The organism is Allobosea sp. CCNWLY174, assembly GCF_037120455.1.
In the GTDB taxonomy this organism is placed as follows: Bacteria; Pseudomonadota; Alphaproteobacteria; order Rhizobiales; family Beijerinckiaceae; genus Allobosea; species Allobosea lupini.
This window is the reverse complement of sequence record NZ_JBBBBQ010000005.1, coordinates 18459-42567: the sequence shown is the minus strand read 5'-3', so window position 1 is coordinate 42567 and position 24109 is coordinate 18459. Positions and strand designations below refer to the sequence as shown.

Below are 24109 nucleotides of genomic sequence, written 5' to 3'. Positions count from 1 at the left end.
AGGATCGTCATCATGGCTTTGAAGAGTTTCAAGCCGATCACGCCGAGCCTTCGCCAGCTCGTGATCGTCGACCGCAGCGAGCTCTACAAGGGCAAGCCGGTCAAGGTGCTGACCGAGGGCAAGTCGTCCTCGGGCGGCCGCAACAATCTCGGCCGCATCACCGTCCGCTTCCGCGGCGGTGGTCACAAGCGCACGCTGCGCCTGATCGATTTCAAGCGTCGCGGCAAGGCCGGCATCCCGGCTGCCGTGGAGCGGATCGAGTATGATCCGAACCGCTCGGCCTTCATCGCGCTGATCAAGTATCAGGACGGCGAGCTCGCCTACATCCTGGCGCCGCAGCGCCTGGCGGTCGGCGACAGCGTCATCGCCGGCGACAGCGTCGACGTGAAGCCCGGCAACGCGGCCCCGATGGGCACGCTGCCGATCGGCACGATCGTCCACAATGTCGAGCTCAAGATCGGCAAGGGCGGTGCGCTGGCGCGTTCGGCGGGCAACTACGCCCAGATCGTCGGTCGCGACCAGGGCTACGTCATCGTCCGCCTGAACTCGGGCGAGCAGCGCCTGATCAGCGGCCTGTGCTATGCGACGGTGGGCGCGGTCTCGAACCCCGACCACATGAACCGGAATGACGGCAAGGCCGGGCGCTCGCGCTGGCTGGGTCGTCGTCCGCACAACCGTGGTGTCTCGATGAACCCGGTCGACCATCCGCACGGCGGCGGCGAAGGCCGCACTTCGGGCGGCCGTCATCCGGTCACGCCCTGGGGTCTGCCGACCAAGGGCAAGAAGACCCGCTCGAACAAGCGGACCGATACGTTCATCGTGTCGAGCCGTCACGCCCGCAAGAAGAAGAACTGAGGTCCGTCATGGCGCGTTCGCTTTGGAAAGGTCCGTTTGTCGACGGATACCTCCTGAAGAAGGCCGAGGTCGCCCGTTCGGCGAGCCGGTCGGAAGTCATCAAGATCTGGAGCCGCCGCTCCACGATCCTCCCGCAGTTCGTCGGTCTGACGTTCGGCGTCTACAACGGCCACAAGCATGTGCCGGTGAACGTCTCCGAGGAGATGGTGGGCCACAAGTTCGGCGAGTTCTCGCCGACGCGCACCTTCCCCGGCCACGCTGCCGACAAGAAGGCGAAGAGGAAGTAAGCCATGGGTAAGCCCTCAGCCCCCCGTGCGCTGCCCGAGAACGAGGCCAAGGCGGTAGCGCGCAACCTGCGCGTCTCCCCGCAGAAGCTGAACCTTCTCGCCCAGCTCATCCGCGGCAAGAAGGTCTCGACCGCGCTCGCCGACCTCGAGTTCTCGCGCAAGCGGATCTCGACCGATGTGCGCAAGTGCCTGCAGAGCGCGATCGCCAACGCCGAGAACAACCATGATCTCGACGTCGACGATCTGGTCGTGTCCCAGGCTTTCGTCGGCAAGGCGCTGGTCATGAAGCGCTTCCATGCCCGCGCTCGCGGCCGTGGCGCCCGCATCATGAAGCCCTTCGCCAACATCACGATCGTGGTGCGCGAAGTTCAGGCTGCGAAGGCCTGAGGAGAGAACGATGGGTCAGAAAATCAATCCGATCGGCCTTCGTCTCGGCATCAACCGGACCTGGGATTCGCGCTGGTTCGCCGCCAAGGGCGAGTACGGCAAGCTGCTTCATGAGGACATGGCCATCCGCGCCGCCCTGATGAAGCTGCTGAAGCAGGCCGCCGTCTCGAAGATCATCATCGAGCGTCCGCACAAGAAGTGCCGCGTCACCATCCACTCGGCTCGTCCGGGCGTGGTGATCGGCAAGAAGGGTGCCGACATCGAGAAGCTGCGCAAGACGGTCGCGAAGCTGACGAACGCCGACGTGACGATCAACATCGTCGAGGTGCGCAAGCCCGAGATCGACGCGACCCTGGTCGCCGACTCGATCGCGCAGCAGCTCGAGCGCCGCGTCGCCTTCCGTCGCGCCATGAAGCGCGCCGTGCAGTCGGCGATGCGTCTGGGCGCCGAGGGCATCCGCATCAACTGCTCGGGCCGTCTCGGCGGCGCGGAAATCGCGCGCCTCGAATGGTATCGCGAGGGCCGCGTGCCGCTGCATACGCTGCGCGCCGACGTCGACTACGGCGTCGCCACTGCCTTCACGACCTATGGCACGTGCGGGATCAAGGTCTGGATCTTCAAGGGCGAGATCCTCGAACACGACCCGATGGCCCAGGACAAGCGCCTCTCGGACGAGGGCGGCCGCTCCGGTGGTGAGCGCCGCGAACGTCGCGAGCAGGCTGCGTAAGGCTGATCGAGAAGAGCCATGCTGCAACCAAAGCGCACTAAGTTCCGTAAGCAGTTCAAGGGACGCATTTCCGGCGTCGCCAAGGGCGGTACGGACCTCAACTTCGGCCAGTTCGGCCTGAAGGCCCAGGAGCCGGAGCGCGTCACGGCCCGCCAGATCGAGGCGGCCCGTCGTGCCATCACCCGCGCCATGAAGCGCGCGGGTCGAGTCTGGATCCGGATCTTCCCGGACGTGCCGGTCTCGAAGAAGCCGACCGAAGTCCGCATGGGTAAGGGCAAGGGTTCGCCCGAGTTCTGGGCGGCCAAGGTCAAGCCTGGCCGGATCATGTTCGAGCTCGACGGCGTGCCGGAGGATATCGCCCGCGAGGCGCTCCGTCTGGGCGCCGCCAAGCTGCCGATCAAGACCCGCTTCATCCAGCGCATCGCCGAGTAAGGAGGGCGAGATGAAATCGACTCAACGCCTGTCCGATCTCAAAGTGATGAGCGCGGACCAGCTCCAGGACGAGCTTCTCAAGCTCAAGAAGGAGCAGTTCAACCTGCGTTTCCAGCGCGCCACCGGCCAGCTCGAGAATACCGCTCGGGTCACCCTGGTGCGCAAGGAGATCGCCCGCATCAAGACACTGCAGCGGTCGAAGACCGCAGCAGTGAGCGCCTGAGGAGTAGGGGACCATGCCGAAGCGCGTGCTGCAGGGCGTCGTCGTTAGCGACAAGCAAAACAAAACTGTTGTGGTCAAGGTCGAGCGGCGTTATACGCACCCGCTCCTCAAGAAGACGGTGCGCCGTTCGAAGAACTATCACGCCCATGACGAGGCGGGATCGTTCAAGGTCGGTGACTCGGTCTGGATCGAGGAGTCGAAGCCGATTTCCAAGCTGAAAAGCTGGGTTGTGCTCGACAACGCTCCCAAGGCGTAAGTCGAATCATTGAGGCCAGGGGGCGATCGACCCCCGTCAGTCGTAGTCCGGGCTTAGGCAATCCGCCTTTGTCCGGAAACCGCGCTGATATGGAATGGAAGGATCAAGGCCATGATCCAGGTGCAGACGAATCTCGAGGTCGCCGACAATTCCGGTGCCCGCCGCGTGATGTGCATCAAGGTTCTCGGCGGCTCGAAGCGGCGCTATGCCCGCATCGGCGACATCATTGTGGTTTCGATCAAGGAAGCCATCCCGCGCGGCCGCGTGAAGAAGGGCGACGTCATGAAGGCGATCGTCGTGCGCACCGCCAAGGACATCAAGCGCGCCGATGGTTCGGTGATCCGCTTCGACCGCAACGCGGCCGTGCTGATCAACAACCAGAAGGAGCCGGTGGGCACCCGCATCTTCGGACCGGTTCCGCGCGAGCTGCGCGCCAAGAACCACATGAAGATCATTTCGCTCGCTCCCGAGGTGCTGTGATGGCTGCGAAAATCAAGAAGGGCGACAAGGTCGTCGTGCTCGCCGGCCGCGACAAGGGCAAGAACGGCGAAGTGCTCCAGGTCCTGCCGAAGGACGCCCGCGCCGTCGTGCGCGGCGTGAACCTGGTGAAGAAGCACACCAAGGCGACCGCCCAGTCCGAGGGCGGCATCATCAGCAAGGAAGCCACGATCGACCTGTCGAACCTGGCCGTCGCCGATCCGAAGGACGGCAAGCCGACCCGCGTCGGTTTCAAGGTGCTCGATGACGGCCGCAAGGTTCGTTTCGCCAAGCGTTCGGGGGATCTGATCGATGGCTGACAATCAGCAGGCGGCTCTCTCGCCGCGTTTGAAGAAGCATTACGAGGACGTCGTCCGTCCCGCGATGATCGCCGAGTTCGGCTACAAGAACGTCATGGAAGTGCCGACCCTCGAGAAGGTCGTCATCAACATGGGCGTGGGCGAAGCCACGGCCGACCGCAAGAAGGTCGACAACGCCGCCGGCGACCTCGCCATGATCGCCGGCCAGAAGCCGGTCATCACCAAGTCCCGCCTCGCCATCGCCGGCTTCAAGCTGCGCGAGAACATGGCGGTGGGTGCCAAGGTCACGCTGCGCAAGACCAAGATGTTCGAGTTCGTCGATCGGCTCGTCACCATTGCTCTGCCGCGCGTGCGCGACTTCCGTGGCCTCAACCCGAAGTCGTTCGACGGGCGCGGCAATTTCGCGCTCGGGATCAAGGAGCACATCGTGTTCCCCGAGATCAACTACGACAAGGTCGACCAGGTCTGGGGCATGGACGTGATCGTCTGCACGACTGCGAAGTCGGACGACGAGGCACGCGCTCTGCTCAAGCACTTCAACTTCCCGTTCCGGCAGTGAGCCTTCGGGCTCATACGCGGAAACCAGGAGATATCGATGGCTAAGAAAAGCTCCGTCGAGAACAACAACCGCCGCAAAGCGCTCGTGAAGAAATTCGCGGGCCGTCGTGCGCGTCTTCTCGCGATCGCTAATGACGAGAACCAGTCGATGGACGAGCGCTTCCTCGCTCGCCTGAAGCTGGCCGAACTGCCGCGCAATTCCGCCGGCATCCGCGTGCGCAACCGTTGCGAAGTCACCGGCCGCCCGCGCGCTTTCTATCGCAAGTTGAAGATGTCGCGCGTTGCTTTGCGCGAGCTCGGCAACAAGGGGCTGGTTCCCGGCCTCGTCAAGTCGAGCTGGTGAGGAGGTAGCATCATGGCGATCATCGATCCGCTTGGCGATATGCTGACCCGCATCCGCAATGCGCAGATGCGGCGCAAGTCGCGCGTTTCCACCCCGGGCTCGAAGCTGCGCGCCCGCGTTCTGGACGTGCTGCAGTCGGAAGGCTACATCCGCGGCTATTCGACCACCGAGTTCGGCAACGGCCGCACGGAGTTCGACATCGAGCTGAAGTACCACGAGGGACAGCCGGTCATCCGGTCGATCTCGCGCGTGTCGAAGCCCGGCCGTCGCGTCTACTCCTCGGTCGAGACCATGCCTCGCGTGGCCGACGGCCTCGGCGTCACCATCGTCTCCACGCCCCGCGGCGTGATGTCCGATCACCTTGCCCGCGAGCAGAACGTGGGCGGCGAAGTGCTCTGCAAGGTCTTCTGACCTTTCGCGCACAGCTGCTCATCAGGAGAGATCCAATGTCTCGTATCGGTAAGAAGCCCGTTCCGGTCCCCGCTGGCGTCACCGCCAACGTCTCGGGCCAGCTGGTCAAGATCAAGGGCTCGAAGGGCGAACTGTCCTTCGAGGTTCCCGAAGAGGTTTCGGTCGCACTGGAGAACGGCGCCATCGCCGTCCAGCCGCGCTCGCAGACCAAGCGCGCCCGCGCGCTCTGGGGCACCTCGCGCGCCCGCATTAACAACCTGGTCGTCGGTACGACGGCCGGATTCGAGAAGAAGCTCGAGATCAACGGCGTCGGCTACAAGGCCGCGGTCGCCGGCAAGGTCCTCAAGCTCTCGCTCGGCTACAGCCACGACATCGACTATCCGATCCCGGCCGGGGTCGCGATCGTCACGCCGAAGCCGACCGAGATCGTGATCTCCGGCATCGACAAGCAGGTCGTTGGCCAGACCGCCGCCGAGATCCGCGATTATCGCGGTCCCGAGCCCTACAAGGGCAAGGGCGTCAAGTACGCCGGCGAGTTCATCTTCCGCAAGGAAGGCAAGAAGAAGTAAGGACGGCAGCCATGAGCAAGCAGACAGTTGTGACTGCGCGCCGCAAGGCCCGCGTCCGCCGCGCGATCAAGAAAGTGGCCAATGGCCGCGCCCGCCTGTCGGTGCACCGCACCGGCAAGCAGATTTATGCGCAGGTCATCGACGACACCAAGGGGCTGACGCTCGCTTCGGCGTCGTCGCTCGACAAGGACATCCGCGCCGACATCAAGTCGGGTGCGAATGTCGAGGCCGCGGCGCAGATCGGCAAGATCCTTGCCGAGCGCGCCATCAAGGCCGGCGTCAAGGAGGTCGTGTTCGACCGTGGCGCCTATATGTACCATGGCCGCGTCAAGGCGCTGGCCGAGGCCGCTCGCGAAGGCGGGCTGAGCTTCTGATCGGTTGACTATCGCGGGATGCGGGAGGCCTCACGGGCTTCCCGCATATCGCATTTGGAAAGTCGCTCCATTCCGGAGCGCTCGAGCGAGCGGCGGGCCACGATCGGTACCGTCCGCGCAAGTAAGAGGAAGATATGGCGAGAGAACCTCGTGACCGTCAGAACCGCGAAGAGCGTGATTCTGAATTCGTGGACCGCCTCGTCCACATCAACCGCGTCGCCAAGGTGGTGAAGGGCGGCCGTCGCTTCGGCTTCGCTGCCCTCGTCGTCGTCGGCGATCAGAAGGGCCGCGTCGGCTTCGGCCACGGCAAGGCCCGTGAAGTGCCGGAGGCTATCCGCAAGGCGACGGAAGCCGCCAAGCGTGGCCTCGTCCGCGTCCCGCTGCGCGACGGCCGCACGCTGCACCATGACGTCCACGGCCGTCACGGCGCCGGCAAGGTCATCCTGCGCGCTGCCCCGGCCGGTACCGGCATCATCGCCGGCGGCCCGATGCGCGCCGTCTTCGAGGCGGTCGGCATGCAGGACGTGGTTTCGAAGTCGCTCGGCTCTTCGAACCCCTACAACCTCGTGCGCGCCACCTTCGATGCGCTGAAGAACGAGGATTCGCCGCGCAGCGTCGCCGCGCGTCGCTCGCTCAAGGTTTCGGCCCTGCAGACCCGCCGCCGCGATGCCGGCGCGGATGCCGGCGCGGACGCGTGAGGAGGTTTCGATGGCAAAGGCTGAGAAGACCTTCACCGTCGAGCAGATCGGTTCGCCGATCCGCCGCGACGCCTCGCAGCGCCAGACCCTGATCGGTCTCGGCCTGAACAAGATCCGCCGCCAATCGACCCTGCAGGACACGCCGGCTGCGCGTGGCATGGTCGAGAAGGTCAAGCACCTCGTCCGCGTCGTCGACGCGAAGTGAGGAGGGCGAACCGATGAAACTCACAGACATTCGTGACAACGAAGGCGCAACCAAGTCGCGCATCCGCGTCGGCCGCGGCATCGGCTCCGGCAAGGGCAAGACCGGCGGACGTGGCGTGAAGGGCCAGAAGGCTCGCGCCGGCGTGGCGGTCAAGGGCTTCGAAGGCGGCCAGATGCCGCTCTATCGGCGCCTGCCGAAGCGCGGCTTCCACAACCTGTTCTCCAAGGATCTGAACGAGGTCAACCTCGGGCGCATCCAGCAGGCGGTCGAAGCCGGGAAGCTCGATGCCAAGGGTGCGGTGACGGTCGAGGCGCTGGTCGCCGCCGGCGTCATCACCCGGCAGGCCAAGGACGGCGTCAAGATCCTCGGCGTCGGCGAACTCAAGGCGAAGCTCGCCTTCGAGGTGGCCGGTGCGTCGAAGTCGGCCGTCGAGGCGATCGAGAAGGCCGGCGGCACGGTCAAGATCCTGGCGGCTGCCGCTTCACAGGCGTGACTTCCACGCTTACATGACTAACGCGAGCGGCGGCCGGGCCCGAAGCCTTGGCCGCCGTTCGACTGTCTAGACCAGAGAATCACCCAAGGACCGGACGCATGGCATCGGCGGCTGAACAGCTTGCGGCAAACCTGAACTTCGGCGCGCTGGCCAAGGCCGACGAGCTGAAGAAGCGGATCTGGTTCACGCTGGGGGCGCTGATCGTCTACCGGCTCGGCACCTATATCCCGCTGCCCGGCATGAACCCGGATGCGGTCGCCGACCTGTTCAAGCAGACCCAGTCGGGCGTGCTCGGCCTGTTCAACATGTTCTCCGGCGGCGCGGTCGGCCGGCTCGCGATCTTCGCGCTGGCGATCATGCCTTACATCTCGGCCTCGATCATCATCCAGCTGCTCTCCAGCGTCGTCCCGACCTTCGAGGCGCTGAAGAAGGAGGGCGAGGCGGGCCGCAAGATCCTCAACCAGTACACGCGCTATCTGACCCTGGTGCTGGCGCTGTTCCAGGCCTGGGGCATCGGCGTTGGTCTTCAGGGCTCGGGCAATCTCGTGCTGGAGCCGGGGCCGTTCTTTCTGATCTCGACCACCATCACGCTGGTCGGCGGCACCATGTTCCTGCTCTGGCTCGGCGAGCAGATCACCAGCCGCGGCATCGGCAACGGCACGTCGATGATCATCTTCGCCGGCATCATCGCCGAATTCCCGGCCCAGCTGGCGCAGACGCTCGAGCTCGGCCGTCAGGGCGCCATCTCGACCGGCCTGCTGCTGCTCGTCATGGTGATGGCGGTCTGCGTCATCGCCTTCGTGGTCTTCGTCGAGCGCGCCCAGCGCCGCCTGCTGATCAACTATCCCAAGCGCCAGGTCGGCAACCGGATGTATGAGGGCCAGACCTCGTTCCTGCCGCTGAAGCTCAACACCGCCGGCGTGATCCCGCCGATCTTCGCCTCGTCGCTGCTGCTGCTGCCGACCACGATCGCCAGCTTCTCGCAGGCTTCGGGCGGCACCGGCATCCTGGCGACGATGGCGACCTACCTCGCGCATGGCCGGCCGCTGTTCATGTTCCTCTATGCGGCGCTGATCATCTTCTTCTGCTTCTTCTACACCGCGATCGTATTTAATCCGGTCGAGACGGCGGACAATCTCAAGAAGCATGGCGGGTTCATGCCCGGCATTCGCCCGGGCGAGCGCACCGCCGAACACATCGACCGGGTGCTGACGCGCATCACCGTGCTTGGCGCCGCCTATTTGACTATCGTCTGCTTGATCCCGGAGTTCATGATCACCTATGCCCAGATTCCGATCATCCTGCTCGGCGGCACCTCGCTGCTGATCGTGGTGACGACGACCATGGACACGGTGGCTCAGGTCCATGGTCATCTCCTGGCCCATCAATATGAGGGGCTGGTCAAAAAAGCGAAGTTGAGGGGGGCAAGGCGCTGATGAGGCTGATTTTCCTGGGGCCGCCGGGGGCGGGCAAAGGCACTCAGGCGACACGGATCGTCGCAAAGCACGGCATTCCGCAGCTCTCCACCGGCGACATGCTCCGCGCGGCAGTCGCCGCCGGCACGCCGGTCGGCCTCAAGGCCAAGGCGGTGATGGATGCCGGCGGGCTCGTCTCGGACGAGATCGTCATCGGCATCGTCGCCGACCGCATCGAGGAAGCCGACGCCAGGAAGGGCTTCATCCTCGACGGCTTCCCGCGCACGCTGGCGCAGGCCGAGGCACTCGACTCGATGCTGGCCGGCAAGGGACTGAAACTCGACAAGGTGCTGGAGCTGCGCGTAGACCAGAGCAAGCTGGTCGACCGGATCGTGCGCCGGGCCGAGGAGGCCAAGGCCGCCGGCCAGCCGGTGCGCAAGGACGACGACCCGGAGGTCTTCAAGACCCGGCTCGAAGCCTATAACCGCGATACCGCGATCGTCGCGCCCTATTACGACAAGCGCGGCCAGCTGACGCCGATCGACGGCATGCAGCCGATCGAGCAGGTCGCGAGTGCGATCGACGAGGCGCTGGCGGGCTGATATCCAGCCTGATCGGTCATTCAGACGCCGCGCGGCCTTCGCCGCGCGGTTTTTTCTTGGCGAAGGAGCCGGGCCCATGGCCGATGGCGATGACGACTATGTCTATGACGAGGCGACCGGCGAGTGGCGCCCGGCTTCGGAACTGGCGGCGGCTGCGGCGCAGCAGCGCGAGGTCCGCGACGCCTCCGGCAACATCCTGGTCGACGGCGATGCGGTGACGCTGATCAAGGACCTCAAGGTCAAGGGCGCCAACCAGACCCTGAAGCAGGGCACGGTGATCCGCTCGATCCGGCTGACGGACAATCCCGAAGAGATCGACTGCCGGCACGAGACCATCAAGGGATTGGTGCTGCGCACGGAGTTCGTGCGCAAGCGGTGAGGGCGCTCAGGTCAGGCTAGCCAGTTCTCGACTTCGAGCCCGTCGACGTGGGCGAATTCATCGATGTTCGCCGTGACCACGATGCAGCCGAGCGCGAGAGCCTGTGCAGCGATGAGCATGTCGTTACCGCCGATCGGTTTCCCCCTTGCCTCAAGGGCCGTGCGCAGATCGGCATAGGTACGCGAGGCAGCTTCGTCGAAAGGAATGGTCTCGATCTCGGAGAGTAACGCCTCGACTGTTGCCGACAGGCGCGCCGAGCCGGCTTTCCTGCAGCCATAGCGCAATTCGGCCGCGACGATCACGCTCGTCAGGATCTGGCGATCACCGATCTCGGCGATGCGTTTTGCGGCACGGCCCTGCGGTTGCCGCACCAGATCAGAGATGATGTTGGTGTCGAGCAGATAACGCGTCAAATGTCGCGCTCCGGCGCCGGAACGGGATCGCTGATCTCCGGGAAGACACCGTCGAGCGGCTCGAGGCTTTCGAGCAGGGCGGACAGGCCTCGTTTAGCCAGCGGCTCGATGACGAGGCGGTCGCCGTCTCGGCGCATCAGAGCCTCGTCGCCGGGAAGCTCGAATTCGACAGGGATGCGAACAGCCTGATTGCGGCCATTGCGAAACAGCCTGACATGCCGGATTTCGTTCATGTGCGCCGCTCCGGATAGTTGGCATATGCCACAGCATATGCTCAGCCCCTGCTTACGGCAAGGCTCACGCCAAGCTCTCGTTACAGCTGGCACACTGGTGCGCTTTTGCGCCGGCGCAGGCGCGATTTCGCGCGCCGCGGTTGCAATTGACACATCTCCTCCCGCCGACTGAACTCCGCCCCAGGCCGATGACGGCCAAGACACGGGACGACGGCAGCCTATGCCGGTGGCACGCGCCATCGCCGGTGATCCGATCGGCCGGCAAACGGGAGGACGACATGAAACGGGTTGCTTGCCTTGTGGCGGCTGCGCTGCTGGCGACGGCTTCGACGGTGCTGGCGCAGGACGCGGTCAAGATTGGCGTCCTCAACGACCAGTCGGGCAATTACGCCGAATTCGGCGGGCTCGGCTCGGTCGAGGCGGCCAAGCTCGCGATCGAGGATTTCGGCGGCTCGGTGCTAGGCAAGCCGATCGAGATCGTCTCGGGCGACCACCAGAACAAGCCGGATGTCGCCGCGGGCCTGGCGCGGCGCTGGTACGATGTCGACGGCGTCACCGCCATCGCCGACCTGACCAATTCGGCCGTGGCGCTCGCCGTAGCCGGCATCGCCAAGGAGAAGCAGAAGGTCGCGCTCTACAACGGCCCGGCGACGACGCGCCTCTTCAACGAGGACTGCATGGCGACCGGCTTCATGTGGACCTTCGATACGGCGACCTCGGCCAAGGGCACGGCGCTGTCGATCCTGCGCGAGGGCGGCGACAGCTGGTACATCATCGCTGCCGACTACGCCTTCGGCCATCAGCTCACCGCCGACATCGAGAAGGTTGTTGCCGCCAATGGCGGCAAGACACTCGGTACCGTGCGGGCGCCGCTCTCGACGCCCGACTTCTCCTCCTTCCTGCTGCAGGCGCAGGCCTCCAAGGCCAAGATCGTCGCCTTCGCCAATGCCGGCAGCGACACGATCAATTCGATCAAGCAGGCCGGCGAGTTCGGCCTCGTCGATGGTGGCCAGAAGCTCGCCGCCATGGTCGTGGTCCTGAGCGACGTGCATGGGCTCGGCCTCGACAAGGCCAAGGGGCTGATCACCACCGCTGCCTACTACCATGACGCCGACAAGCCGAGCCGCGCCTTCGCCGACCGCTACATGGCGCGGACGAAGAAGATGCCGGGGATGATCCAGGCGAGCGTCTACTCGTCGGTGCTGCACTATCTCAAGGCGGTCAAGGCGGCCGGCACGGCGGCGGGTCCTGCTGTCGCGGCCAAGATGAAGGAACTGCCTGTCGACGACTTCTACGCACCCGGCGCCAGGATTCGCGAGGACGGTCGCCTGATGAACGACATGTTGCTCGTCGAGGCCAAGGGCCCCTCCGAATCGAAGGCGCCCTGGGACTATTTCAAGGTGGTCCGCAAGATCCCGGCGGCCGAGATCATCGCGCCGCTGTCGGAGAGCAAGTGCCCGCTGGTGAAGAAGTAAAGGCAGCCGGGGCGAGCGCGCCCGGGTTGACAGGGCGCGCTTAACCGACTACCAGCGCGCCATCCGGTTTCAGCTGAGCGATGCCGATGCCTTCGCAAGAAGGATCGACGTCGCTTTCTCGCGTGGACTGGATTCAACGCTCCGCAAGGGCCGGCCTCCACCGGACGCGGAGTTCTTGTCATTGTCATGGCGCCCGGCGTCATGGCCGCAATGGAGAGGTGAAGACCATGGCTCGTATCGCGGGCGTCAACATTCCGACCGGCAAGCGCGTCGTCATCGGTCTGCAGTACATTCACGGCATCGGCGCCCACAAGGCCAAGGAGATCTGCGATAAGGTCGGCATTGCCGCCGAGCGCCGGGTCAACCAGCTGACCGACGCCGAGGTCCTGCAGATCCGCGAGACGATCGACCGCGACTATCTCGTCGAGGGCGATCTGCGTCGCGAAGTCTCGATGAACATCAAGCGCCTGATGGACCTCGGCTGCTATCGCGGCCTGCGCCATCGCCGCTCGCTGCCGGTGCGCGGCCAGCGTACCCACACCAACGCCCGCACCCGCAAGGGCAAGGCGAAGCCGATCGCCGGCAAGAAGAAGTGAGTTTCGGCGGGCCGGGCGACCGGCTCGCTGCAGTATTTTGCGTCGCCTGACCCGCTCGCGGGCAGGCGATATCCCCAGCGCCTGGCATCACGGGCGCGCCTGAAGGATGGAAGAAAGAGACTATGGCCAAGGAAGCCCAGCGCGTCCGTCGTCGCGAACGCAAGAACATCGTCTCCGGCGTCGCGCATGTGAACGCCTCGTTCAACAATACCATGATCACCATCACCGACGCGCAGGGCAACACGATCTCGTGGTCGTCCGCCGGCACGATGGGTTTCAAGGGCTCGCGCAAGTCGACCCCCTATGCAGCCCAGGTCGCCGCCGAGGACGCTGCCCGCAAGGCTGCCGAGCACGGCATGCGCACCCTCGAGGTCGAGGTCACCGGTCCGGGTTCGGGCCGCGAGTCGGCGCTGCGCGCGCTGCAGGCCGCCGGCTTCACCGTCACTTCGATCCGCGACGTGACGCCGATCCCGCACAATGGCTGCCGGCCGCGCAAGCGTCGCCGCGTCTGAGCCTTAGCCGGATCGAAGCGGCGTCCGCAGGGGCGGACGCCGGTACGGGGCGGCCCGCCGCCGCCATTATTGAATCACCAGGAGTGCGGTCGTGATCAGCAAGAATTGGCAGGATCTGTCCAAGCCTAACAAGCTCGAAGTCAAGGTCGGCGACGACCCGAAGCGTCTGGCCACCGTGATCGCGCGTCCGCTCGAGCGCGGCTTCGGCATGACGCTCGGCAATGCGCTGCGTCGCGTGCTGCTCTCCTCGCTCCAGGGTGCCGCCGTCACCGCCGTCCAGATCGACGGCGTGCTGCATGAGTTCTCCTCGATCCCGGGCGTGCGCGAGGACGTCACCGACATCGTCCTGAACATCAAGGCGATCGCCATCAAGATGCAGGGCGAGGGTCCCAAGCGCATGACCCTGCGCAAGACCGGCCCGGGCGCTGTCACCGCCGGCGACATCAACACCATCGGCGACGTGTCGATCCTCAACCCCGAGCTCGTGCTCTGCACGCTGGACGACGGGGCCGAGATCCGCATGGAGTTCACGGTCAACACCGGCAAGGGCTATGTCCCCTCCGAGCAGAACCGTCCCGAGGACGCGCCGATCGGCCTGATCCCCGTCGACAGCCTCTACTCGCCGGTCAAGAAGGTCTCCTATCGCGTCGAGAACACCCGCGAGGGCCAGAACCTCGACCGCGACATGCTGACCATGCAGATCGAGACCAACGGCTCGGTTTCGCCCGAGGATGCCCTGGCGCTCGCCGCCCGCATCCTGCAGGACCAGCTCGCCGTCTTCATCACCTTCGAAGAGCCGCGCAAGGAAGAGGCCGTCTCGACCGCGCCGCAGCTGCCGTTCAACCCGGCCCTGCTCAAGAAGGTCGACGAGCTCGAACTGTCGGTCCGCTCGGCGAACTGCCTGAAGAACGACAACATCGTCTATATCGGCGACCTCATCCAGAAGTCGGAGGGCGAGATGCTGCGCACCCCGAACTTCGGCCGCAAGTCGCTGAACGAGATCAAGGAAGTGCTGGCCACCATGGGCCTCCATCTCGGCATGGACGTGCAGGGCTGGCCGCCGGAGAACATCGAAGAGCTGGCCAAGCGCTTCGAAGAGCACTACTGAGACCCCGGCGCGGGACTGCGTCCCGCGCCACTTCCCGCCCGGCGCATGAGCACCGGAGCATAAAGGACGGCCGTTCCGTGGCACGGCGGCCGTAAGCAACGAAGGAGCCAAACATGCGTCACGGTTTCCGCGGTCGTCGTTTCAACCGCACTGCCGAGCATCGCCAGGCGATGTTCGCCAACATGGCCCAGGCCCTGATCAAGCACGAGCAGATCACCACCACGCTGCCGAAGGCCAAGGACCTGCGTCCGGTCGTCGAGAAGCTGGTCACGCTCGGCAAGCGCGGCGACCTGCACGCCCGCCGCCAGGCGATCGCGCAGATCAAGGACGTCGCTTTGGTCGGCAAGCTCTTCGCGGTCCTCGGCCCGCGCTACAAGGAGCGCAATGGCGGCTATCTGCGCATCATGAAGGCGGGCTTCCGCTTCGGCGACAACGCCCCGCTCGCCGTCATCGAGTTCGTCGATCGCGACGTCGACGCCAAGGGCAAGGATTCCGGCCCGGTCTTCACGGCGGATGACGAGCAGGCGGCCTGAGCCGCGCCGACATCAAGCATTTCGGAAGGGCGGTCTTCGGGCCGCCCTTTTTGTTTTGCCTGTGCAGGTCAGAGGCGAGAGGGGATTGCTGCGCGAGATTGTTGCGCCCGCTTGCGCTTCTCCCCGCGTCAGGTGGGTGCTAGCGTCTGCCCGAACCGGGCAGGGCGGTTCCGAAGACCGCTTTGGAGAAAGCCCGGCGTCGAGGGAGATATTCGCATGAAGCGCGCTGCTCTGGCCATTTTAGCCGCCATCGCCATCCTGCCCGCAGCAGCCCAGGACAAGTATCCGTCGAAGCCGATCAACATGCTGGTGCCCTTCGCGGCCGGCGGCTCCTCCGACGTGATCGCCCGCCTCGTCGGCGAGGAAATGGCGCAGGTTCTCGGGCAGCGCATCGTGATGGAGAACATGGGCGGAGCGGGCGGCGCGACCGCCTTGACGCGGGCGGCCCGGGCCGAGCCCGACGGCTATACCATCGTGATCGGCAACAGCGGCACCAATGCCGCCTCCTATACGATCTACAACGACCTGAAATACACGCCCGCCGATTTCGTGCCGGTCGGCCTGGTCGCCAAGACCTCGCCGATGATCGCGCTGAAGCTCGACTTCCCGGCCAAGGACCTCAAGGAGTTCCTCGCCTACGCCAAGGCCAATCCCGGCAAGCTCAGCCTCGGCCATGCCGGCGTCGGCTCGTCGAACTATCTGATCTGCCGCAACTTCCTGAAGGCGTCCGGCCTCGACGTGGCGCTGGTGAGCTATCGCGGCGCGGGCCCGGCGCTGAACGACCTGATGGGCGGACAGATCGACGGCGTCTGCGATGCAGCGACCTCGCTCTCCGGCGCGGTCCAGGGCAACAAGGTCAAGGCGCTGGTGGTGGCGACGCCGCAGCGCCTGCCGAGCCTGCCCGATGTGCCGACCTCGGCCGAAGCCGGGCTGCCGGCGTTCCAGGCGCAGGGCTGGAACGCGATCTTCGCGCCGAAGGGCACGCCGCAGCCGGTGATCGACAAGCTCAATCAGGCGCTGCGCACAGCGCTTTCCAGCGAAAAGCTTCATGCGCGCTTCAAGGAGCTCTCTTCGGTGCTGCCTGAAAAGGACGAGATGTCGCCCGAGTTCGTCGCCAAGATGGTTCCGGCCGAGATCGAGAAGTACAAGGTGCTGCTCAGCGACGCCAAATAGGCTTTCAGGCCCGGGCGCTGGCGAGTTCTGTGGCGAGGTCGAGCAGAACGTCCAGCGGCTGCTCGAAGATCTCGGCGTCGGGAGAGACGCCATAGAGCCCGAAGATGAACGCAGTCGTCTCGTTACGCTCGGCAAGGGCCATCGCCCAGCCGGCGAACTGCCTGTGAGCGATGGCATCCTGCGCCAGCAGGCGCAGATCGCCATGGCGCGGATCGACCATGATCCGGCCATAGGTTTCCGCGATAGACCCGGCCTCGCCTTCGAGGACCTGGGCGAATCCACCCGGTGTCGCCATCAGGAAACCTGTGAGATGCCTTTGCGCATTGTGTCGCCGCGCCGTCTCGAGAATGCGCGCGAGCTCGACACGTCGATCCGCCTCGACGAGTCGGCTGCGGCTGGCATAAACAAGGCGCACGAGGCTCACGTCGACATTCCTTCCGGGGGTGAGATGAAGGGTTTCGCGACCCGGAACGGAAGCACGCAGCGCGTGTTTCGCAGACTATCCGGGCTGCTGCCGTGGAGGGATAGTTCGGGAAACGAACGCCCGGGGCAGTCGTTTTGTTTCAAGAAGGAGATCGGCATGCGCCGTTCCATCGTGCCGAACCGCAGTCAGCTCGTCGCTCTGACCCTCGGCCTTGCACTGTCCGCGGGCGCCTCGACGCTGGCCCTCGCCCAGGCCCGGCAAGTGCCGGAGGCGCGGCAGCAGATCACGCTGTCCTTCGCGCCGGTCGTGCAGAAGACCGCGCCTTCGGTCGTCAACGTCTATGGCGCGCGTGTCGAGCGGCGGCCGCAGAACCCGTTCATGGACGATCCGTTCTTCCGCCGCTTCTTCGGTGATGGCGGTTTCGGCCTGCCGCGCGAGCAGGTGCAGCGCTCGCTCGGCTCGGGCGTCATCGTCGATGCCGGAGCGGGGCTCGTCGTCACCAACAACCACGTCATCGAGGGGATGACCGAGGTCAAGGTGGCGCTGGCCGACAAGCGCGAATACGAGGCGACGATCCTGCTGCGCGATCCGCGCACCGATCTCGCCGTGCTCAAACTCAAGGGCGCCAAGGAGCTTGCGGCGATCGAGGTCGGCGATTCCGATGCGCTGCAGATCGGCGATCTCGTGCTGGCGATCGGTAATCCCTTCGGCGTCGGCCAGACGGTGACGCAGGGCATCATCTCGGCGCTGGCGCGCACCCAGGTCGGCGTCGGCGACGCCCAGTCCTTCATCCAGACCGACGCCGCGATCAACCCCGGCAATTCCGGCGGCGCGCTCGTCGACATGCAGGGCCGGCTCACCGGCATCAATACCGCGATCTTCTCGAAATCGGGCGGCAGCGTCGGTATCGGCTTCGCCATTCCCTCGGCCATGGTCCGCGTCGTCGTCGACAGTGCCAAGACGGGGGCGACGACGGTTCGCCGGGCCTGGTTCGGGGCGCGGCTGCAGGCGCTGACCCAGGACGTCGCCGACGGGCTCGGGCTCGACCGGCCGGCCGGTTCCGTGGTCGCCAGCGTCGTCGATTCCGGGCCTGCGGCCGAAGGCGGCCTCAAGCGCTCGGACGTGATCCTCGCCGTCGACGGCGTCGGCGTCGACGATCCCGAGAGCTTCGGCTATCGCTTCGCGACCCGTCCGATCGGCGGCACGACGCAGCTCACCGTGCTCCGCGGCGGCAAGCGCATCACCGTCCCCGTCAAGCTGACGCCGGCGCCGGAGACGCGACCGCGCGAGCCGGTCAAGGTCGCCGGCCGCTCGCCCTTCACGGGGCTCACCGTGCTGAACCTGTCGCCGGCGGTCGCCGAGGAGCTCTCGATCGACCTCTCGACCGAGGGTGTCGTCGTCGGCAATATCGAGGAAGGCAGCCCGGCCGCGCGCGTCGGCTTCCAGAAGGGCGATCTCATCCTCGCCATCAATGGCGAGCGCATCAATGCCTCGCGCGAGATCGAGCTGGCGACGCGCGAGCGCAAGCGCTCCTGGGAGGTGACGATCTCGCGCGGCGGTCAGACCGTGACGTCCGTGTTCGGCGGGTGAGGTGACCGACCTCTTCTCCGCCTCCGGCCTCGACAAATCCGGTCCGCGCCCGCTCGCGGACCGGGTGCGGCCGACGACGCTCGGGGAGGTCTCCGGCCAGGATCACCTGACCGGCGAGGACGGCGTGCTGACCCGGCTGATCGCCTCGGGCTCGCTCGGCAGCCTGATCTTCTGGGGGCCGCCCGGCACCGGCAAGACCACGGTGGCGCGCCTGCTCGCGGGGCAGACCGATCTCGGCTTCGAGCAGATCAGCGCGATCTTCTCAGGCGTAGCCGATCTGAAGAAAGCCTTCGACGCCGCCCGCGGCCGCCGGCTCGGCGGCAAGGGCACCTTGCTGTTTGTCGACGAGATCCACCGCTTCAACCGGGCCCAACAGGACGCCTTCCTGCCGGTGATGGAAGACGGCACGATCACGCTGGTCGGCGCCACCACCGAGAACCCGTCCTTCGCCTTGAACGCCGCGCTGCTGTCGCGCGCCCGCGTCCTGACCTTCAAGGCGCTCGACGAGGGCGCACTGCTCTTCCTGCTCGGCCGGGCCGAGGCGCTGGAGAATCGCGAATTGCCGCTGACGCCGGAGGCGCGGCTCGCGCTGGCGCGCTTCGCCGATGGCGATGGGCGGGCGGTGCTGACGCTGGCCGAGGAGACCTGGCGCGCCGCCAAGCCGGGCGAGATCTTCGACGAGGCCGGTCTTTCCGAGGTGATCCAGCGCCGTGCGCCGATCTACGACAAGGCGCAGGACGGCCACTACAATCTGATCTCGGCCCTGCACAAGACGATCCGCGGCTCCGATCCGGACGCGGCGCTCTACTATTTCGCCCGCATGCTCGATGCCGGCGAGGACCCACGCTTCCTGGCGCGGCGGCTGGTGCGCATGGCGGTCGAGGATATCGGCCTCGCCGACCCGCAGGCGCTGGTGCATGCCCGCGCCGCCGCCGAGACCTATGAGCAGCTCGGCTCGCCCGAGGGCGAGCTCGCTTTGGCCAATACGGTAATCTATCTCGCCACCGCGCCAAAATCGAACGCGGCCTATGTCGCCTACAAGGCGGCGATGAGCACCGCCAAGCAGGCGGGCTCGCTGACGCCGCCCAAGACGATCCTGAACGCCCCGACCAAGCTGATGAAGGAAGAGGGCTACGGAGCGGACTACGCCTATGACCACGACGCCCCCGACGCCTTCTCCGGCCAGAACTACTGGCCGGACGCACTCGGCCGGCAGCGCTTCTACGATCCGCCCGAGCGCGGCTTCGAGCGCGAGATCAGGAAGCGGCTGGAATACTGGGAGAAGCTCCGGCAGGAGCGGGGGGAGTAGGGCGCTCTTCTGCCGATCGCAGGAGAATGCCAGCTATTCTCCGTCATGGTCGGGCTTGTCCCGACCATCCACGTCTTCCTTCGGACGGCGCGGTGTCCAGGACGTCGATGCTCGCCACAAGCGCGAGCATGACGGCATTGGCAGCTCTGTAAAAAGCAATTGCTTCTAAAAACTCCGCTCGATGAACACCTGCGTCGAGATCTGTCGCCCGGCCAGTCCAACCGGGATCTCGCGGCCTGTCAGTGCGATCTTCGCCCAGGCGACCGAGCTCTCGATGCCGGCCTTGAAACCCTCGACCGGCGTCCAGACCAGATTGGCGGCGAAGCGGTCGATCCTGACCTCGCCGCGGATCTGGCCGGCGAGCGGCACTTCGAGCCAGTAGCGGCTGAGATAGGCGTTGCTGGCGAGCTCGTCGGTCCATTCGAAGCGGCCGGAGACGACGCCGGAGAAGCCGCGCGTGGCATCGCTCGCCACCAGCACGCGGTTGACGGTGCGGGCGTCGAGCACCGAGCCGAGATAGGGCGCCCCGTCTATCGCGCCGGCGAGCTGAGCGGTCAGGCTCCAGCCATGGCCCAGCGCCTCGCCTTCATAGGTCGCGCCGACGATGCCGGCCCGGCCGAAGCGCGCGGGCGTGCCGGGGATCTCGCGCAAGGCGAGCGCGCCATGAATGGTCCAGCCGTCCTGCTCGTAAACGAGGCGGCCGATTGTGTCCGGTATGCGCCGCCCGGTCGGGACCGGTGCGCTCGAGGCGGTGTTGCCGAGCGCGGGATCTTCGAGGGCCAGCGTGGCCGTCCAGCTCTCGGTCAGCGGCAGTTCCAGCGCGATGATGCCGACGGTGCGCGAGGGTACGCGCGCCGAGAAGATGAACTCGTCGCCGGTCCAGAACGAGAAGCGCGAGGCATCGAGGCCGAAGGTCCAGGGGCCGACCAGGATGGTCGCCTCGTCGATCGAAGGATCGCTGGCGCCGTCGACCGGGCTGTACAGAGTGAAGCCGAAGGCCGTGCCGACGCGCAGGCCCGAGGCGAGCTCATGCGAGGTCGCGATGCGGAAAGCGGCGCTCAGGGGGAAGGAGGTCGCGGCCGGTGGGGCCGGTGGGCCGTTGCGCGAGGCGCGGAAGGAATCGCGCTGCATGCCGGCGCTGACAGTGCCGGAGATGGCAAGGCAAGTGGCCGACCCCGGCAGGACGAGGCCGCGCTCCGGCGGGTCTTCGTCCTCCTCATCGTCATCATCGTCGTCGCTGTCGTCGTCCGCCTCCTCGCTCGAATCCGCGGGCTTGGCCGGCCCGCCGGTGAAAAGCGGCTGGATTTCGGGAGGCGCGATCGTGCAGGCGCGAGCGAAGCTTGGCGCCTGCGCCGGGCGGGACGGCAGGCGCAGCGGCGCGGCGAGGGCGGTCTGCGAGAGGAGGGCGAGGCCGAGGCCGGCAGGCAAGATCGCGCGCCAAGCCGCGCCGATACGCTCGCCTCCCGGTTCGGAACCGCATGCCATCGGCGCGACGACCACCCCTTGCGTCTCGACTTTTCTGCCGGGCGGGGAGGCGGCAAGTCAATCGTTCCGAGGAAGGAGCGTACGGCATCCTCGATGAAAGCGGCCTGCTGGCGATCGCAGACCACCGGATTGCAGCGGATTTCGTTTGTGCGCGATGACGCGGCGCTCTATGCCTCGGGAATGCTTTCCACCGCTCTCGTCTTCCTCGGCGCCGGCATCGGCGGCGTGCTCCGGCACGGCGTCAACATCGTCTCGCTGAAATGGCTCGACATGTCGTTCCCGTATGGGACGATGGCCATCAACATCATCGGCTCCGGGGTGATGGGCCTCGTCGCCGGTTTCCTCGCCTTCAAGGCGGGCGAGGGCTGGACGCAGAATGCCCGGCTCTTCCTCGCCACCGGCATTTTGGGCGGCTTCACGACCTTCTCGGCCTTTTCGCTCGACGCGGTGCTGCTCTGGGAGCGCGGCGAGATGATGCTGGCCGCATTCTACGTGCTGTGCTCGGTCGTCCTCTCGCTCATGGCGCTGGTCGCGGGGCTCGCTCTGGTCAGGGGGCTATCATGAGAACCGGGGGCAAGGGACCGAGCGGTCCTCCACGCGGCAACAGTTCCAAGCGTGGCGGCAGGCCGCCTGCCTCAGGCGCGCCGAAAGGCAAGCGCCCGAGCCATGACGCGCGCCGCTCGGCCCGAGCCAGGCCGCGGCCGGCGGAGGACGAGGTCGTGCGTACCGAACCGACGCGCAACCCGAAGCCACATCATCCAGCGCCGAGGGCCGCAGGTGCGCGCACGCCAGCACCGCGCACGCCCGCGACACGCAAGCCGCCGATCACGGATGCGCCGACGCGCGCCGAGGTCAAGGCCGTGACCGCCGAGGTGCTCGCGACCGGCGTGCAGCAGCTCGTGGTGACGCCGGACGAGAACGAGATGCGGATCGACCGCTTCCTCGAAGCGCGTTTTCCGCAGCTCTCCTTCAGCCATATCCAGCGCATCGTCCGGAAGGGCGAACTGCGCGTCAACGGCAAGCGCGCCGACAGCAAGGACCGGCTCGAAGCCGGCCAGACCGTGCGCATCCCACCGCTCAAGCTCGAGCAGGCGGCGGAGCGGCCGCGCTCGGCCAAGGCCGATGGCGACACGATCGGCTTCCTGCGCTCGATCACGCTCTACGAGGACGACGACGTCATCGTCCTCAACAAGCCGGCGGGCCTGGCTGTGCAAGGCGGCTCCGGCACGACGAGGCATGTCGACGGCATGCTCGATGCCCTGACCGGCAAGGACGGGCAGAAGCCGCGCCTCGTCCATCGCCTCGACAAGGATACGGCCGGCTGCCTCGTCATCGCCAAGTCGCGCTTCGCCGCGGCGACTTTGGCCAAGACCTTCCGCTCGCGCTCGGCCCGCAAGGTCTACTGGGCTCTGGTCGCCGGCGTGCCACGTGTGCGCCAGGGCCGGATCTCGACCTATCTCGCCCGCGAGGAGGCTTATGACGGCGACCAGCGCATGGCCGTCGCCCAGCATGGCGACGACGGCGCGATGCATGCGGTGACCTATTACGCCGTGGTCGAGACCGCGGCGCAGAAGCTCGCCTGGCTCTCGCTCAAGCCGGTGACGGGACGCACCCACCAATTGCGCGCCCACGCCGCCCATATCGGCCATCCGATCGTCGGTGATCCCAAATACTTCAACATCCAGAACTGGGAGCTGCCCGGCGGCATCCAGAACAAGCTGCATCTGCTCGCCCGGCGCATTGTGCTGCCGCATCCGCGCGGCAAGGGCACGATCGACGTCAGCGCGCCGCTGCCGCCGCATATGCGCCAGAGCTGGAACCTGCTCGGCTTCGAGGATGCGCCCTACGATCCGATCGTCGATGCGCCGGACGAGTGAGGTTTGCACGAAAAAGTTGCGTAACCTAGCGTGAGAACACTTGTCGAACAAAACGCGATATGTTCTAAGTTTGTTCCTGTGAACCCTTTGTCACGGGAGGCTTTCCATGTTGCGCATCGCCTTGCTTGCCGCCGGCTTCGTTCTGTCGTTCTCCTCCGCCGGCTTTGCCCAGTCGCAGCCGGCCCCAGTTGCCCCGAAACCGGCTGCTGCGGCGCCTGACGAGCCGGTGCCGCGTGCCGCCCGGGCCGAGGCGCGACGCGACTGCTATGCCGAGAACGTCGCGCTGTCAGGCGATGACCTGCGCCGCGCCATGCGCGAGTGCATGCAGGAGCGTTTTCCCAGCGTGAAGCTCTATGCCAGCGATGGCCTGACGCGCGACGGCAAGCCGACAGCCGAGACGGCGCGGGCCGTCTGCAAGCAGGAAGCCGATGCGACCGGGCTCAAAGGGGCCGAACGGACGGCAGCGCTGGTCGCCTGCTTCAACGGCAAGCGGCCGGACCTCGCCCAGCGGGCCGAATGCCGCAAGGAGGCACGCGGCAAGGGGCTTGATGGCGAGGCCCTGAAGGCTGCCATCGTCGAATGCGGCCGCAGCCCGCAAGGGTGAGGCCATGACGGCATGAGGGCCTTGCGCCGGCGGAGATGGCGGGCTGCCGCCAACTCCTGTAGAGCGCGGCACATGGACCTCATCATCTTCGATCTCGACGGCACGCTGGTCAATTCCGAGGCGATCATCCTCGGCGCGCAATACGAGACCTTTGCGCGCTGTGGCCGACCGCACCCGGGCCGCGAGGCCGGGCTCGGCGTCATCGGATTGACCCTCGACATCGCGCTGATGCGAGTCGCCGGGCTCACCGAGCCGGACGATGTGCTGACGCAGACCTATCGCGAGGTCTTCAACGGCATGCGGCAGCAGGCGGAGACCGACCCAGCGCTGGCCGAGCCGCTCTTCCCCGGTGTGGTCGAGCTGCTGGCGGGGCTGTCGCAGCGGCCTGCCACCGTGCTCGGCATCGCCACCGGCAAATCACGCCGCGGCGCCGACTACATCGTCGAGCGCCATGGTTGGGCGCCGATGTTCAAGACGATCCAGACTGCTGATGATGCGATCTCGAAGCCGCATCCGGAGATGATCCTGCGGGCGATGGCCGAAACCGGAGCCAGGCCAGAGCGGACGCTCATGGTCGGCGACAGCACCTTCGACATGGAGATGGCGGTGGCGGCTGGTGTGACCCCGGTCGCGGTCTCCTGGGGCTTCCAGCCGGTCGCGGCGCTGCGGGCGGCCGGCGCGCGGCATGTGATCGAAGCTTGCGCCGAGCTGACCGGGATCGTCGACGGGCTGACGGTGACCGAGCCGGCCTGAGGGCGAGTGGCCC

The 24109-nt window shown here is 66.3% G+C and carries 36 protein-coding genes; 32 read left to right on the top strand and 4 right to left on the bottom strand.

The genetic code is table 11. From position 1 onward, the window contains the following. The first annotated feature begins 12 nt into the window (after positions 1-12). The 20 genes from rplB (at position 13) to V7S63_RS16250 (ending at position 10011) form a co-directional block, all read left to right on the top strand. Positions 13-855, top strand: coding sequence for a 50S ribosomal protein L2 (gene rplB / locus V7S63_RS16345; protein WP_091842268.1), 843 nt, complete (start codon positions 13-15; stop codon positions 853-855). 8 nt (positions 856-863) lie between these two features. Next, positions 864-1142, top strand: coding sequence for a 30S ribosomal protein S19 (gene rpsS, locus V7S63_RS16340; RefSeq protein WP_091842265.1), 279 nt, complete (start codon positions 864-866; stop codon positions 1140-1142). A gap of 3 nt (positions 1143-1145) precedes the next feature. Continuing rightward, the gene (gene rplV / locus V7S63_RS16335) at positions 1146-1529 is read left to right on the top strand and encodes a 50S ribosomal protein L22 (RefSeq protein ID WP_091842262.1); all 384 of its coding nucleotides are present in this window, start codon (positions 1146-1148) and stop codon (positions 1527-1529) included. Between the two features lie 10 nt (positions 1530-1539). After that, complete coding sequence (gene rpsC, locus V7S63_RS16330; RefSeq protein WP_091842260.1) at positions 1540-2256, top strand: 30S ribosomal protein S3; 717 nt, start codon at positions 1540-1542, stop codon at positions 2254-2256. 18 nt (positions 2257-2274) lie between these two features. Continuing rightward, complete coding sequence (gene rplP / locus V7S63_RS16325; RefSeq protein ID WP_057193262.1) at positions 2275-2688, top strand: 50S ribosomal protein L16; 414 nt, start codon at positions 2275-2277, stop codon at positions 2686-2688. A gap of 10 nt (positions 2689-2698) precedes the next feature. Then, complete coding sequence (gene rpmC / locus V7S63_RS16320) at positions 2699-2911, top strand: 50S ribosomal protein L29 (protein ID WP_091842257.1); 213 nt, start codon at positions 2699-2701, stop codon at positions 2909-2911. 13 nt (positions 2912-2924) lie between these two features. Next, on the top strand, positions 2925-3167 hold the full coding sequence (rpsQ, locus tag V7S63_RS16315; RefSeq protein WP_091842255.1) for a 30S ribosomal protein S17: 243 nt from the start codon (positions 2925-2927) through the stop codon (positions 3165-3167). 111 nt (positions 3168-3278) lie between these two features. Further along, positions 3279-3647, top strand: coding sequence for a 50S ribosomal protein L14 (gene rplN / locus V7S63_RS16310; RefSeq protein ID WP_091842252.1), 369 nt, complete (start codon positions 3279-3281; stop codon positions 3645-3647). Beyond that, positions 3647-3964, top strand: coding sequence for a 50S ribosomal protein L24 (gene rplX, locus V7S63_RS16305; RefSeq protein WP_057193254.1), 318 nt, complete (start codon positions 3647-3649; stop codon positions 3962-3964). The genes rplN and rplX overlap by 1 nt, the downstream gene beginning before the upstream one ends. Further along, a complete protein-coding gene (gene rplE / locus V7S63_RS16300; RefSeq protein ID WP_091842249.1) occupies positions 3957-4523 on the top strand; it encodes a 50S ribosomal protein L5 in 567 nt (188 codons plus the stop codon). Before rplX ends, rplE begins: the two co-directional genes overlap by 8 nt. 36 nt (positions 4524-4559) lie before the next feature. Further along, positions 4560-4865, top strand: a complete 306-nt coding sequence (gene rpsN / locus V7S63_RS16295; RefSeq protein WP_057193250.1) for a 30S ribosomal protein S14 — start codon at positions 4560-4562, stop codon at positions 4863-4865. 12 nt (positions 4866-4877) lie between these two features. Then, on the top strand, positions 4878-5276 hold the full coding sequence (gene rpsH, locus V7S63_RS16290) for a 30S ribosomal protein S8 (RefSeq protein WP_057193248.1): 399 nt from the start codon (positions 4878-4880) through the stop codon (positions 5274-5276). A gap of 35 nt (positions 5277-5311) precedes the next feature. After that, entirely contained in the window at positions 5312-5845 is a 534-nt protein-coding gene (rplF, locus tag V7S63_RS16285) for a 50S ribosomal protein L6 (RefSeq protein ID WP_091842246.1), read from the top strand. Between the two features lie 11 nt (positions 5846-5856). Beyond that, on the top strand, positions 5857-6219 hold the full coding sequence (rplR, locus tag V7S63_RS16280) for a 50S ribosomal protein L18 (protein ID WP_336530979.1): 363 nt from the start codon (positions 5857-5859) through the stop codon (positions 6217-6219). A gap of 134 nt (positions 6220-6353) precedes the next feature. Further along, on the top strand, positions 6354-6917 hold the full coding sequence (gene rpsE, locus V7S63_RS16275) for a 30S ribosomal protein S5 (protein ID WP_091842240.1): 564 nt from the start codon (positions 6354-6356) through the stop codon (positions 6915-6917). Between the two features lie 10 nt (positions 6918-6927). Further along, positions 6928-7122, top strand: coding sequence for a 50S ribosomal protein L30 (rpmD, locus tag V7S63_RS16270; protein WP_091842304.1), 195 nt, complete (start codon positions 6928-6930; stop codon positions 7120-7122). Positions 7123-7135: 13 nt separating this feature from the next. Beyond that, positions 7136-7615 (top strand): 50S ribosomal protein L15, encoded by a 480-nt coding sequence (gene rplO / locus V7S63_RS16265; RefSeq protein ID WP_091842237.1) that lies wholly within the window; start codon positions 7136-7138, stop codon positions 7613-7615. Between the two features lie 98 nt (positions 7616-7713). Beyond that, positions 7714-9051 (top strand): preprotein translocase subunit SecY, encoded by a 1338-nt coding sequence (gene secY / locus V7S63_RS16260; RefSeq protein WP_091842235.1) that lies wholly within the window; start codon positions 7714-7716, stop codon positions 9049-9051. Continuing rightward, positions 9051-9632, top strand: a complete 582-nt coding sequence (locus V7S63_RS16255; protein ID WP_091842232.1) for an adenylate kinase — start codon at positions 9051-9053, stop codon at positions 9630-9632. Before secY ends, V7S63_RS16255 begins: the two co-directional genes overlap by 1 nt. 76 nt (positions 9633-9708) lie before the next feature. Beyond that, complete coding sequence (locus V7S63_RS16250; RefSeq protein ID WP_091842230.1) at positions 9709-10011, top strand: alkylphosphonate utilization protein; 303 nt, start codon at positions 9709-9711, stop codon at positions 10009-10011. Positions 10012-10022: 11 nt separating this feature from the next. On the opposite strand, the gene V7S63_RS16245 is transcribed toward V7S63_RS16250, so the two are convergent. After that, the gene (locus V7S63_RS16245; RefSeq protein WP_091842228.1) at positions 10023-10424 is read right to left on the bottom strand and encodes a type II toxin-antitoxin system VapC family toxin; all 402 of its coding nucleotides are present in this window, start codon (positions 10422-10424) and stop codon (positions 10023-10025) included. Then, complete coding sequence (locus V7S63_RS16240) at positions 10421-10657, bottom strand: antitoxin (protein WP_091842225.1); 237 nt, start codon at positions 10655-10657, stop codon at positions 10421-10423. Before V7S63_RS16240 ends, V7S63_RS16245 begins: the two co-directional genes overlap by 4 nt. 278 nt (positions 10658-10935) lie before the next feature. On the opposite strand from V7S63_RS16240, the gene V7S63_RS16235 reads away from it, so the two are divergent. The 6 genes from V7S63_RS16235 to V7S63_RS16210 all read left to right on the top strand — a co-directional run bounded on the left by V7S63_RS16235 (position 10936) and on the right by V7S63_RS16210 (position 16054). Then, positions 10936-12132: an ABC transporter substrate-binding protein gene (locus V7S63_RS16235; protein WP_100962333.1), complete on the top strand. Its 1197-nt coding sequence runs from the start codon at positions 10936-10938 to the stop codon at positions 12130-12132. A 227-nt stretch (positions 12133-12359) separates the two neighbouring features. After that, positions 12360-12728 carry a 30S ribosomal protein S13 gene (gene rpsM, locus V7S63_RS16230; RefSeq protein WP_091842220.1) on the top strand — a complete coding sequence of 123 codons (369 nt, stop codon included), beginning with the start codon at positions 12360-12362 and terminating at the stop codon, positions 12726-12728. 122 nt (positions 12729-12850) lie between these two features. Further along, positions 12851-13240: a 30S ribosomal protein S11 gene (gene rpsK / locus V7S63_RS16225; protein ID WP_043237079.1), complete on the top strand. Its 390-nt coding sequence runs from the start codon at positions 12851-12853 to the stop codon at positions 13238-13240. Between the two features lie 91 nt (positions 13241-13331). Continuing rightward, entirely contained in the window at positions 13332-14348 is a 1017-nt protein-coding gene (locus tag V7S63_RS16220) for a DNA-directed RNA polymerase subunit alpha (protein WP_091842218.1), read from the top strand. Between the two features lie 113 nt (positions 14349-14461). Further along, positions 14462-14881, top strand: coding sequence for a 50S ribosomal protein L17 (gene rplQ / locus V7S63_RS16215; RefSeq protein ID WP_100962331.1), 420 nt, complete (start codon positions 14462-14464; stop codon positions 14879-14881). 216 nt (positions 14882-15097) lie between these two features. Beyond that, positions 15098-16054 (top strand): tripartite tricarboxylate transporter substrate-binding protein, encoded by a 957-nt coding sequence (locus V7S63_RS16210; RefSeq protein ID WP_336530978.1) that lies wholly within the window; start codon positions 15098-15100, stop codon positions 16052-16054. 4 nt (positions 16055-16058) lie between these two features. Here V7S63_RS16210 and V7S63_RS16205 read toward each other — a convergent pair whose 3' ends face one another. Then, positions 16059-16478: a BLUF domain-containing protein gene (locus V7S63_RS16205; RefSeq protein ID WP_158673445.1), complete on the bottom strand. Its 420-nt coding sequence runs from the start codon at positions 16476-16478 to the stop codon at positions 16059-16061. A gap of 156 nt (positions 16479-16634) precedes the next feature. Between V7S63_RS16205 and V7S63_RS16200 the strand changes: the two genes are divergently transcribed. Both V7S63_RS16200 and V7S63_RS16195 read left to right on the top strand, forming a co-directional pair. Continuing rightward, positions 16635-18068 (top strand): DegQ family serine endoprotease, encoded by a 1434-nt coding sequence (locus tag V7S63_RS16200; RefSeq protein ID WP_100962329.1) that lies wholly within the window; start codon positions 16635-16637, stop codon positions 18066-18068. Between the two features lies 1 nt (position 18069). Continuing rightward, complete coding sequence (locus V7S63_RS16195; RefSeq protein ID WP_336530977.1) at positions 18070-19377, top strand: replication-associated recombination protein A; 1308 nt, start codon at positions 18070-18072, stop codon at positions 19375-19377. A gap of 165 nt (positions 19378-19542) precedes the next feature. Here the strand turns inward: V7S63_RS16195 and V7S63_RS16190 are convergent, their stop codons facing one another. Further along, complete coding sequence (locus V7S63_RS16190) at positions 19543-20805, bottom strand: hypothetical protein (RefSeq protein ID WP_336530976.1); 1263 nt, start codon at positions 20803-20805, stop codon at positions 19543-19545. A gap of 237 nt (positions 20806-21042) precedes the next feature. Here V7S63_RS16190 and crcB point away from each other — a divergent pair, with 237 nt between their 5' ends. The 4 genes from crcB (at position 21043) to V7S63_RS16170 (ending at position 24096) form a co-directional block, all read left to right on the top strand. After that, positions 21043-21426: a fluoride efflux transporter CrcB gene (gene crcB, locus V7S63_RS16185; RefSeq protein WP_442896480.1), complete on the top strand. Its 384-nt coding sequence runs from the start codon at positions 21043-21045 to the stop codon at positions 21424-21426. Beyond that, on the top strand, positions 21423-22739 hold the full coding sequence (locus tag V7S63_RS16180; RefSeq protein WP_442896479.1) for an RluA family pseudouridine synthase: 1317 nt from the start codon (positions 21423-21425) through the stop codon (positions 22737-22739). The genes crcB and V7S63_RS16180 overlap by 4 nt, the downstream gene beginning before the upstream one ends. A gap of 106 nt (positions 22740-22845) precedes the next feature. Beyond that, positions 22846-23343: a hypothetical protein gene (locus V7S63_RS16175; RefSeq protein ID WP_336530973.1), complete on the top strand. Its 498-nt coding sequence runs from the start codon at positions 22846-22848 to the stop codon at positions 23341-23343. A gap of 72 nt (positions 23344-23415) precedes the next feature. Beyond that, positions 23416-24096, top strand: coding sequence for an HAD-IA family hydrolase (locus tag V7S63_RS16170; protein WP_336530972.1), 681 nt, complete (start codon positions 23416-23418; stop codon positions 24094-24096). Positions 24097-24109: the final 13 nt, after the last annotated feature.

Excerpts from the sequence above, each read along its gene's own strand:
- rpmC (WP_091842257.1), top strand. The coding sequence starts at position 2,699 with ATGAAATCGACTCAACGCCTGTCCGATCTCAAAGTGATGAGCGCGGAC.
- rplO (WP_091842237.1), top strand. The coding sequence starts at position 7,136 with ATGAAACTCACAGACATTCGTGACAACGAAGGCGCAACCAAGTCGCGC.
- V7S63_RS16180 (WP_442896479.1), top strand. The coding sequence starts at position 21,423 with ATGAGAACCGGGGGCAAGGGACCGAGCGGTCCTCCACGCGGCAACAGT.
- rplP (WP_057193262.1), top strand. The coding sequence starts at position 2,275 with ATGCTGCAACCAAAGCGCACTAAGTTCCGTAAGCAGTTCAAGGGACGC.
- rplX (WP_057193254.1), top strand. The coding sequence starts at position 3,647 with ATGGCTGCGAAAATCAAGAAGGGCGACAAGGTCGTCGTGCTCGCCGGC.
- rpsH (WP_057193248.1), top strand. The coding sequence starts at position 4,878 with ATGGCGATCATCGATCCGCTTGGCGATATGCTGACCCGCATCCGCAAT.
- rplF (WP_091842246.1), top strand. The coding sequence starts at position 5,312 with ATGTCTCGTATCGGTAAGAAGCCCGTTCCGGTCCCCGCTGGCGTCACC.
- V7S63_RS16255 (WP_091842232.1), top strand. The coding sequence starts at position 9,051 with ATGAGGCTGATTTTCCTGGGGCCGCCGGGGGCGGGCAAAGGCACTCAG.
- secY (WP_091842235.1), top strand. The coding sequence starts at position 7,714 with ATGGCATCGGCGGCTGAACAGCTTGCGGCAAACCTGAACTTCGGCGCG.
- V7S63_RS16210 (WP_336530978.1), top strand. The coding sequence starts at position 15,098 with ATGAAGCGCGCTGCTCTGGCCATTTTAGCCGCCATCGCCATCCTGCCC.
- rplV (WP_091842262.1), top strand. The coding sequence starts at position 1,146 with ATGGGTAAGCCCTCAGCCCCCCGTGCGCTGCCCGAGAACGAGGCCAAG.
- V7S63_RS16250 (WP_091842230.1), top strand. The coding sequence starts at position 9,709 with ATGGCCGATGGCGATGACGACTATGTCTATGACGAGGCGACCGGCGAG.
- rpsM (WP_091842220.1), top strand. The coding sequence starts at position 12,360 with ATGGCTCGTATCGCGGGCGTCAACATTCCGACCGGCAAGCGCGTCGTC.
- rpsN (WP_057193250.1), top strand. The coding sequence starts at position 4,560 with ATGGCTAAGAAAAGCTCCGTCGAGAACAACAACCGCCGCAAAGCGCTC.
- rplB (WP_091842268.1), top strand. The coding sequence starts at position 13 with ATGGCTTTGAAGAGTTTCAAGCCGATCACGCCGAGCCTTCGCCAGCTC.
- rpsK (WP_043237079.1), top strand. The coding sequence starts at position 12,851 with ATGGCCAAGGAAGCCCAGCGCGTCCGTCGTCGCGAACGCAAGAACATC.
- V7S63_RS16175 (WP_336530973.1), top strand. The coding sequence starts at position 22,846 with ATGTTGCGCATCGCCTTGCTTGCCGCCGGCTTCGTTCTGTCGTTCTCC.
- rplE (WP_091842249.1), top strand. The coding sequence starts at position 3,957 with ATGGCTGACAATCAGCAGGCGGCTCTCTCGCCGCGTTTGAAGAAGCAT.
- rpsQ (WP_091842255.1), top strand. The coding sequence starts at position 2,925 with ATGCCGAAGCGCGTGCTGCAGGGCGTCGTCGTTAGCGACAAGCAAAAC.
- V7S63_RS16200 (WP_100962329.1), top strand. The coding sequence starts at position 16,635 with ATGCGCCGTTCCATCGTGCCGAACCGCAGTCAGCTCGTCGCTCTGACC.
- V7S63_RS16240 (WP_091842225.1), bottom strand. The coding sequence starts at position 10,657 with ATGAACGAAATCCGGCATGTCAGGCTGTTTCGCAATGGCCGCAATCAG.
- rpsE (WP_091842240.1), top strand. The coding sequence starts at position 6,354 with ATGGCGAGAGAACCTCGTGACCGTCAGAACCGCGAAGAGCGTGATTCT.
- V7S63_RS16170 (WP_336530972.1), top strand. The coding sequence starts at position 23,416 with ATGGACCTCATCATCTTCGATCTCGACGGCACGCTGGTCAATTCCGAG.
- rplQ (WP_100962331.1), top strand. The coding sequence starts at position 14,462 with ATGCGTCACGGTTTCCGCGGTCGTCGTTTCAACCGCACTGCCGAGCAT.
- rplR (WP_336530979.1), top strand. The coding sequence starts at position 5,857 with ATGAGCAAGCAGACAGTTGTGACTGCGCGCCGCAAGGCCCGCGTCCGC.
- crcB (WP_442896480.1), top strand. The coding sequence starts at position 21,043 with ATGCTTTCCACCGCTCTCGTCTTCCTCGGCGCCGGCATCGGCGGCGTG.
- rpsC (WP_091842260.1), top strand. The coding sequence starts at position 1,540 with ATGGGTCAGAAAATCAATCCGATCGGCCTTCGTCTCGGCATCAACCGG.
- rpsS (WP_091842265.1), top strand. The coding sequence starts at position 864 with ATGGCGCGTTCGCTTTGGAAAGGTCCGTTTGTCGACGGATACCTCCTG.
- rplN (WP_091842252.1), top strand. The coding sequence starts at position 3,279 with ATGATCCAGGTGCAGACGAATCTCGAGGTCGCCGACAATTCCGGTGCC.
- rpmD (WP_091842304.1), top strand. The coding sequence starts at position 6,928 with ATGGCAAAGGCTGAGAAGACCTTCACCGTCGAGCAGATCGGTTCGCCG.
- V7S63_RS16235 (WP_100962333.1), top strand. The coding sequence starts at position 10,936 with ATGAAACGGGTTGCTTGCCTTGTGGCGGCTGCGCTGCTGGCGACGGCT.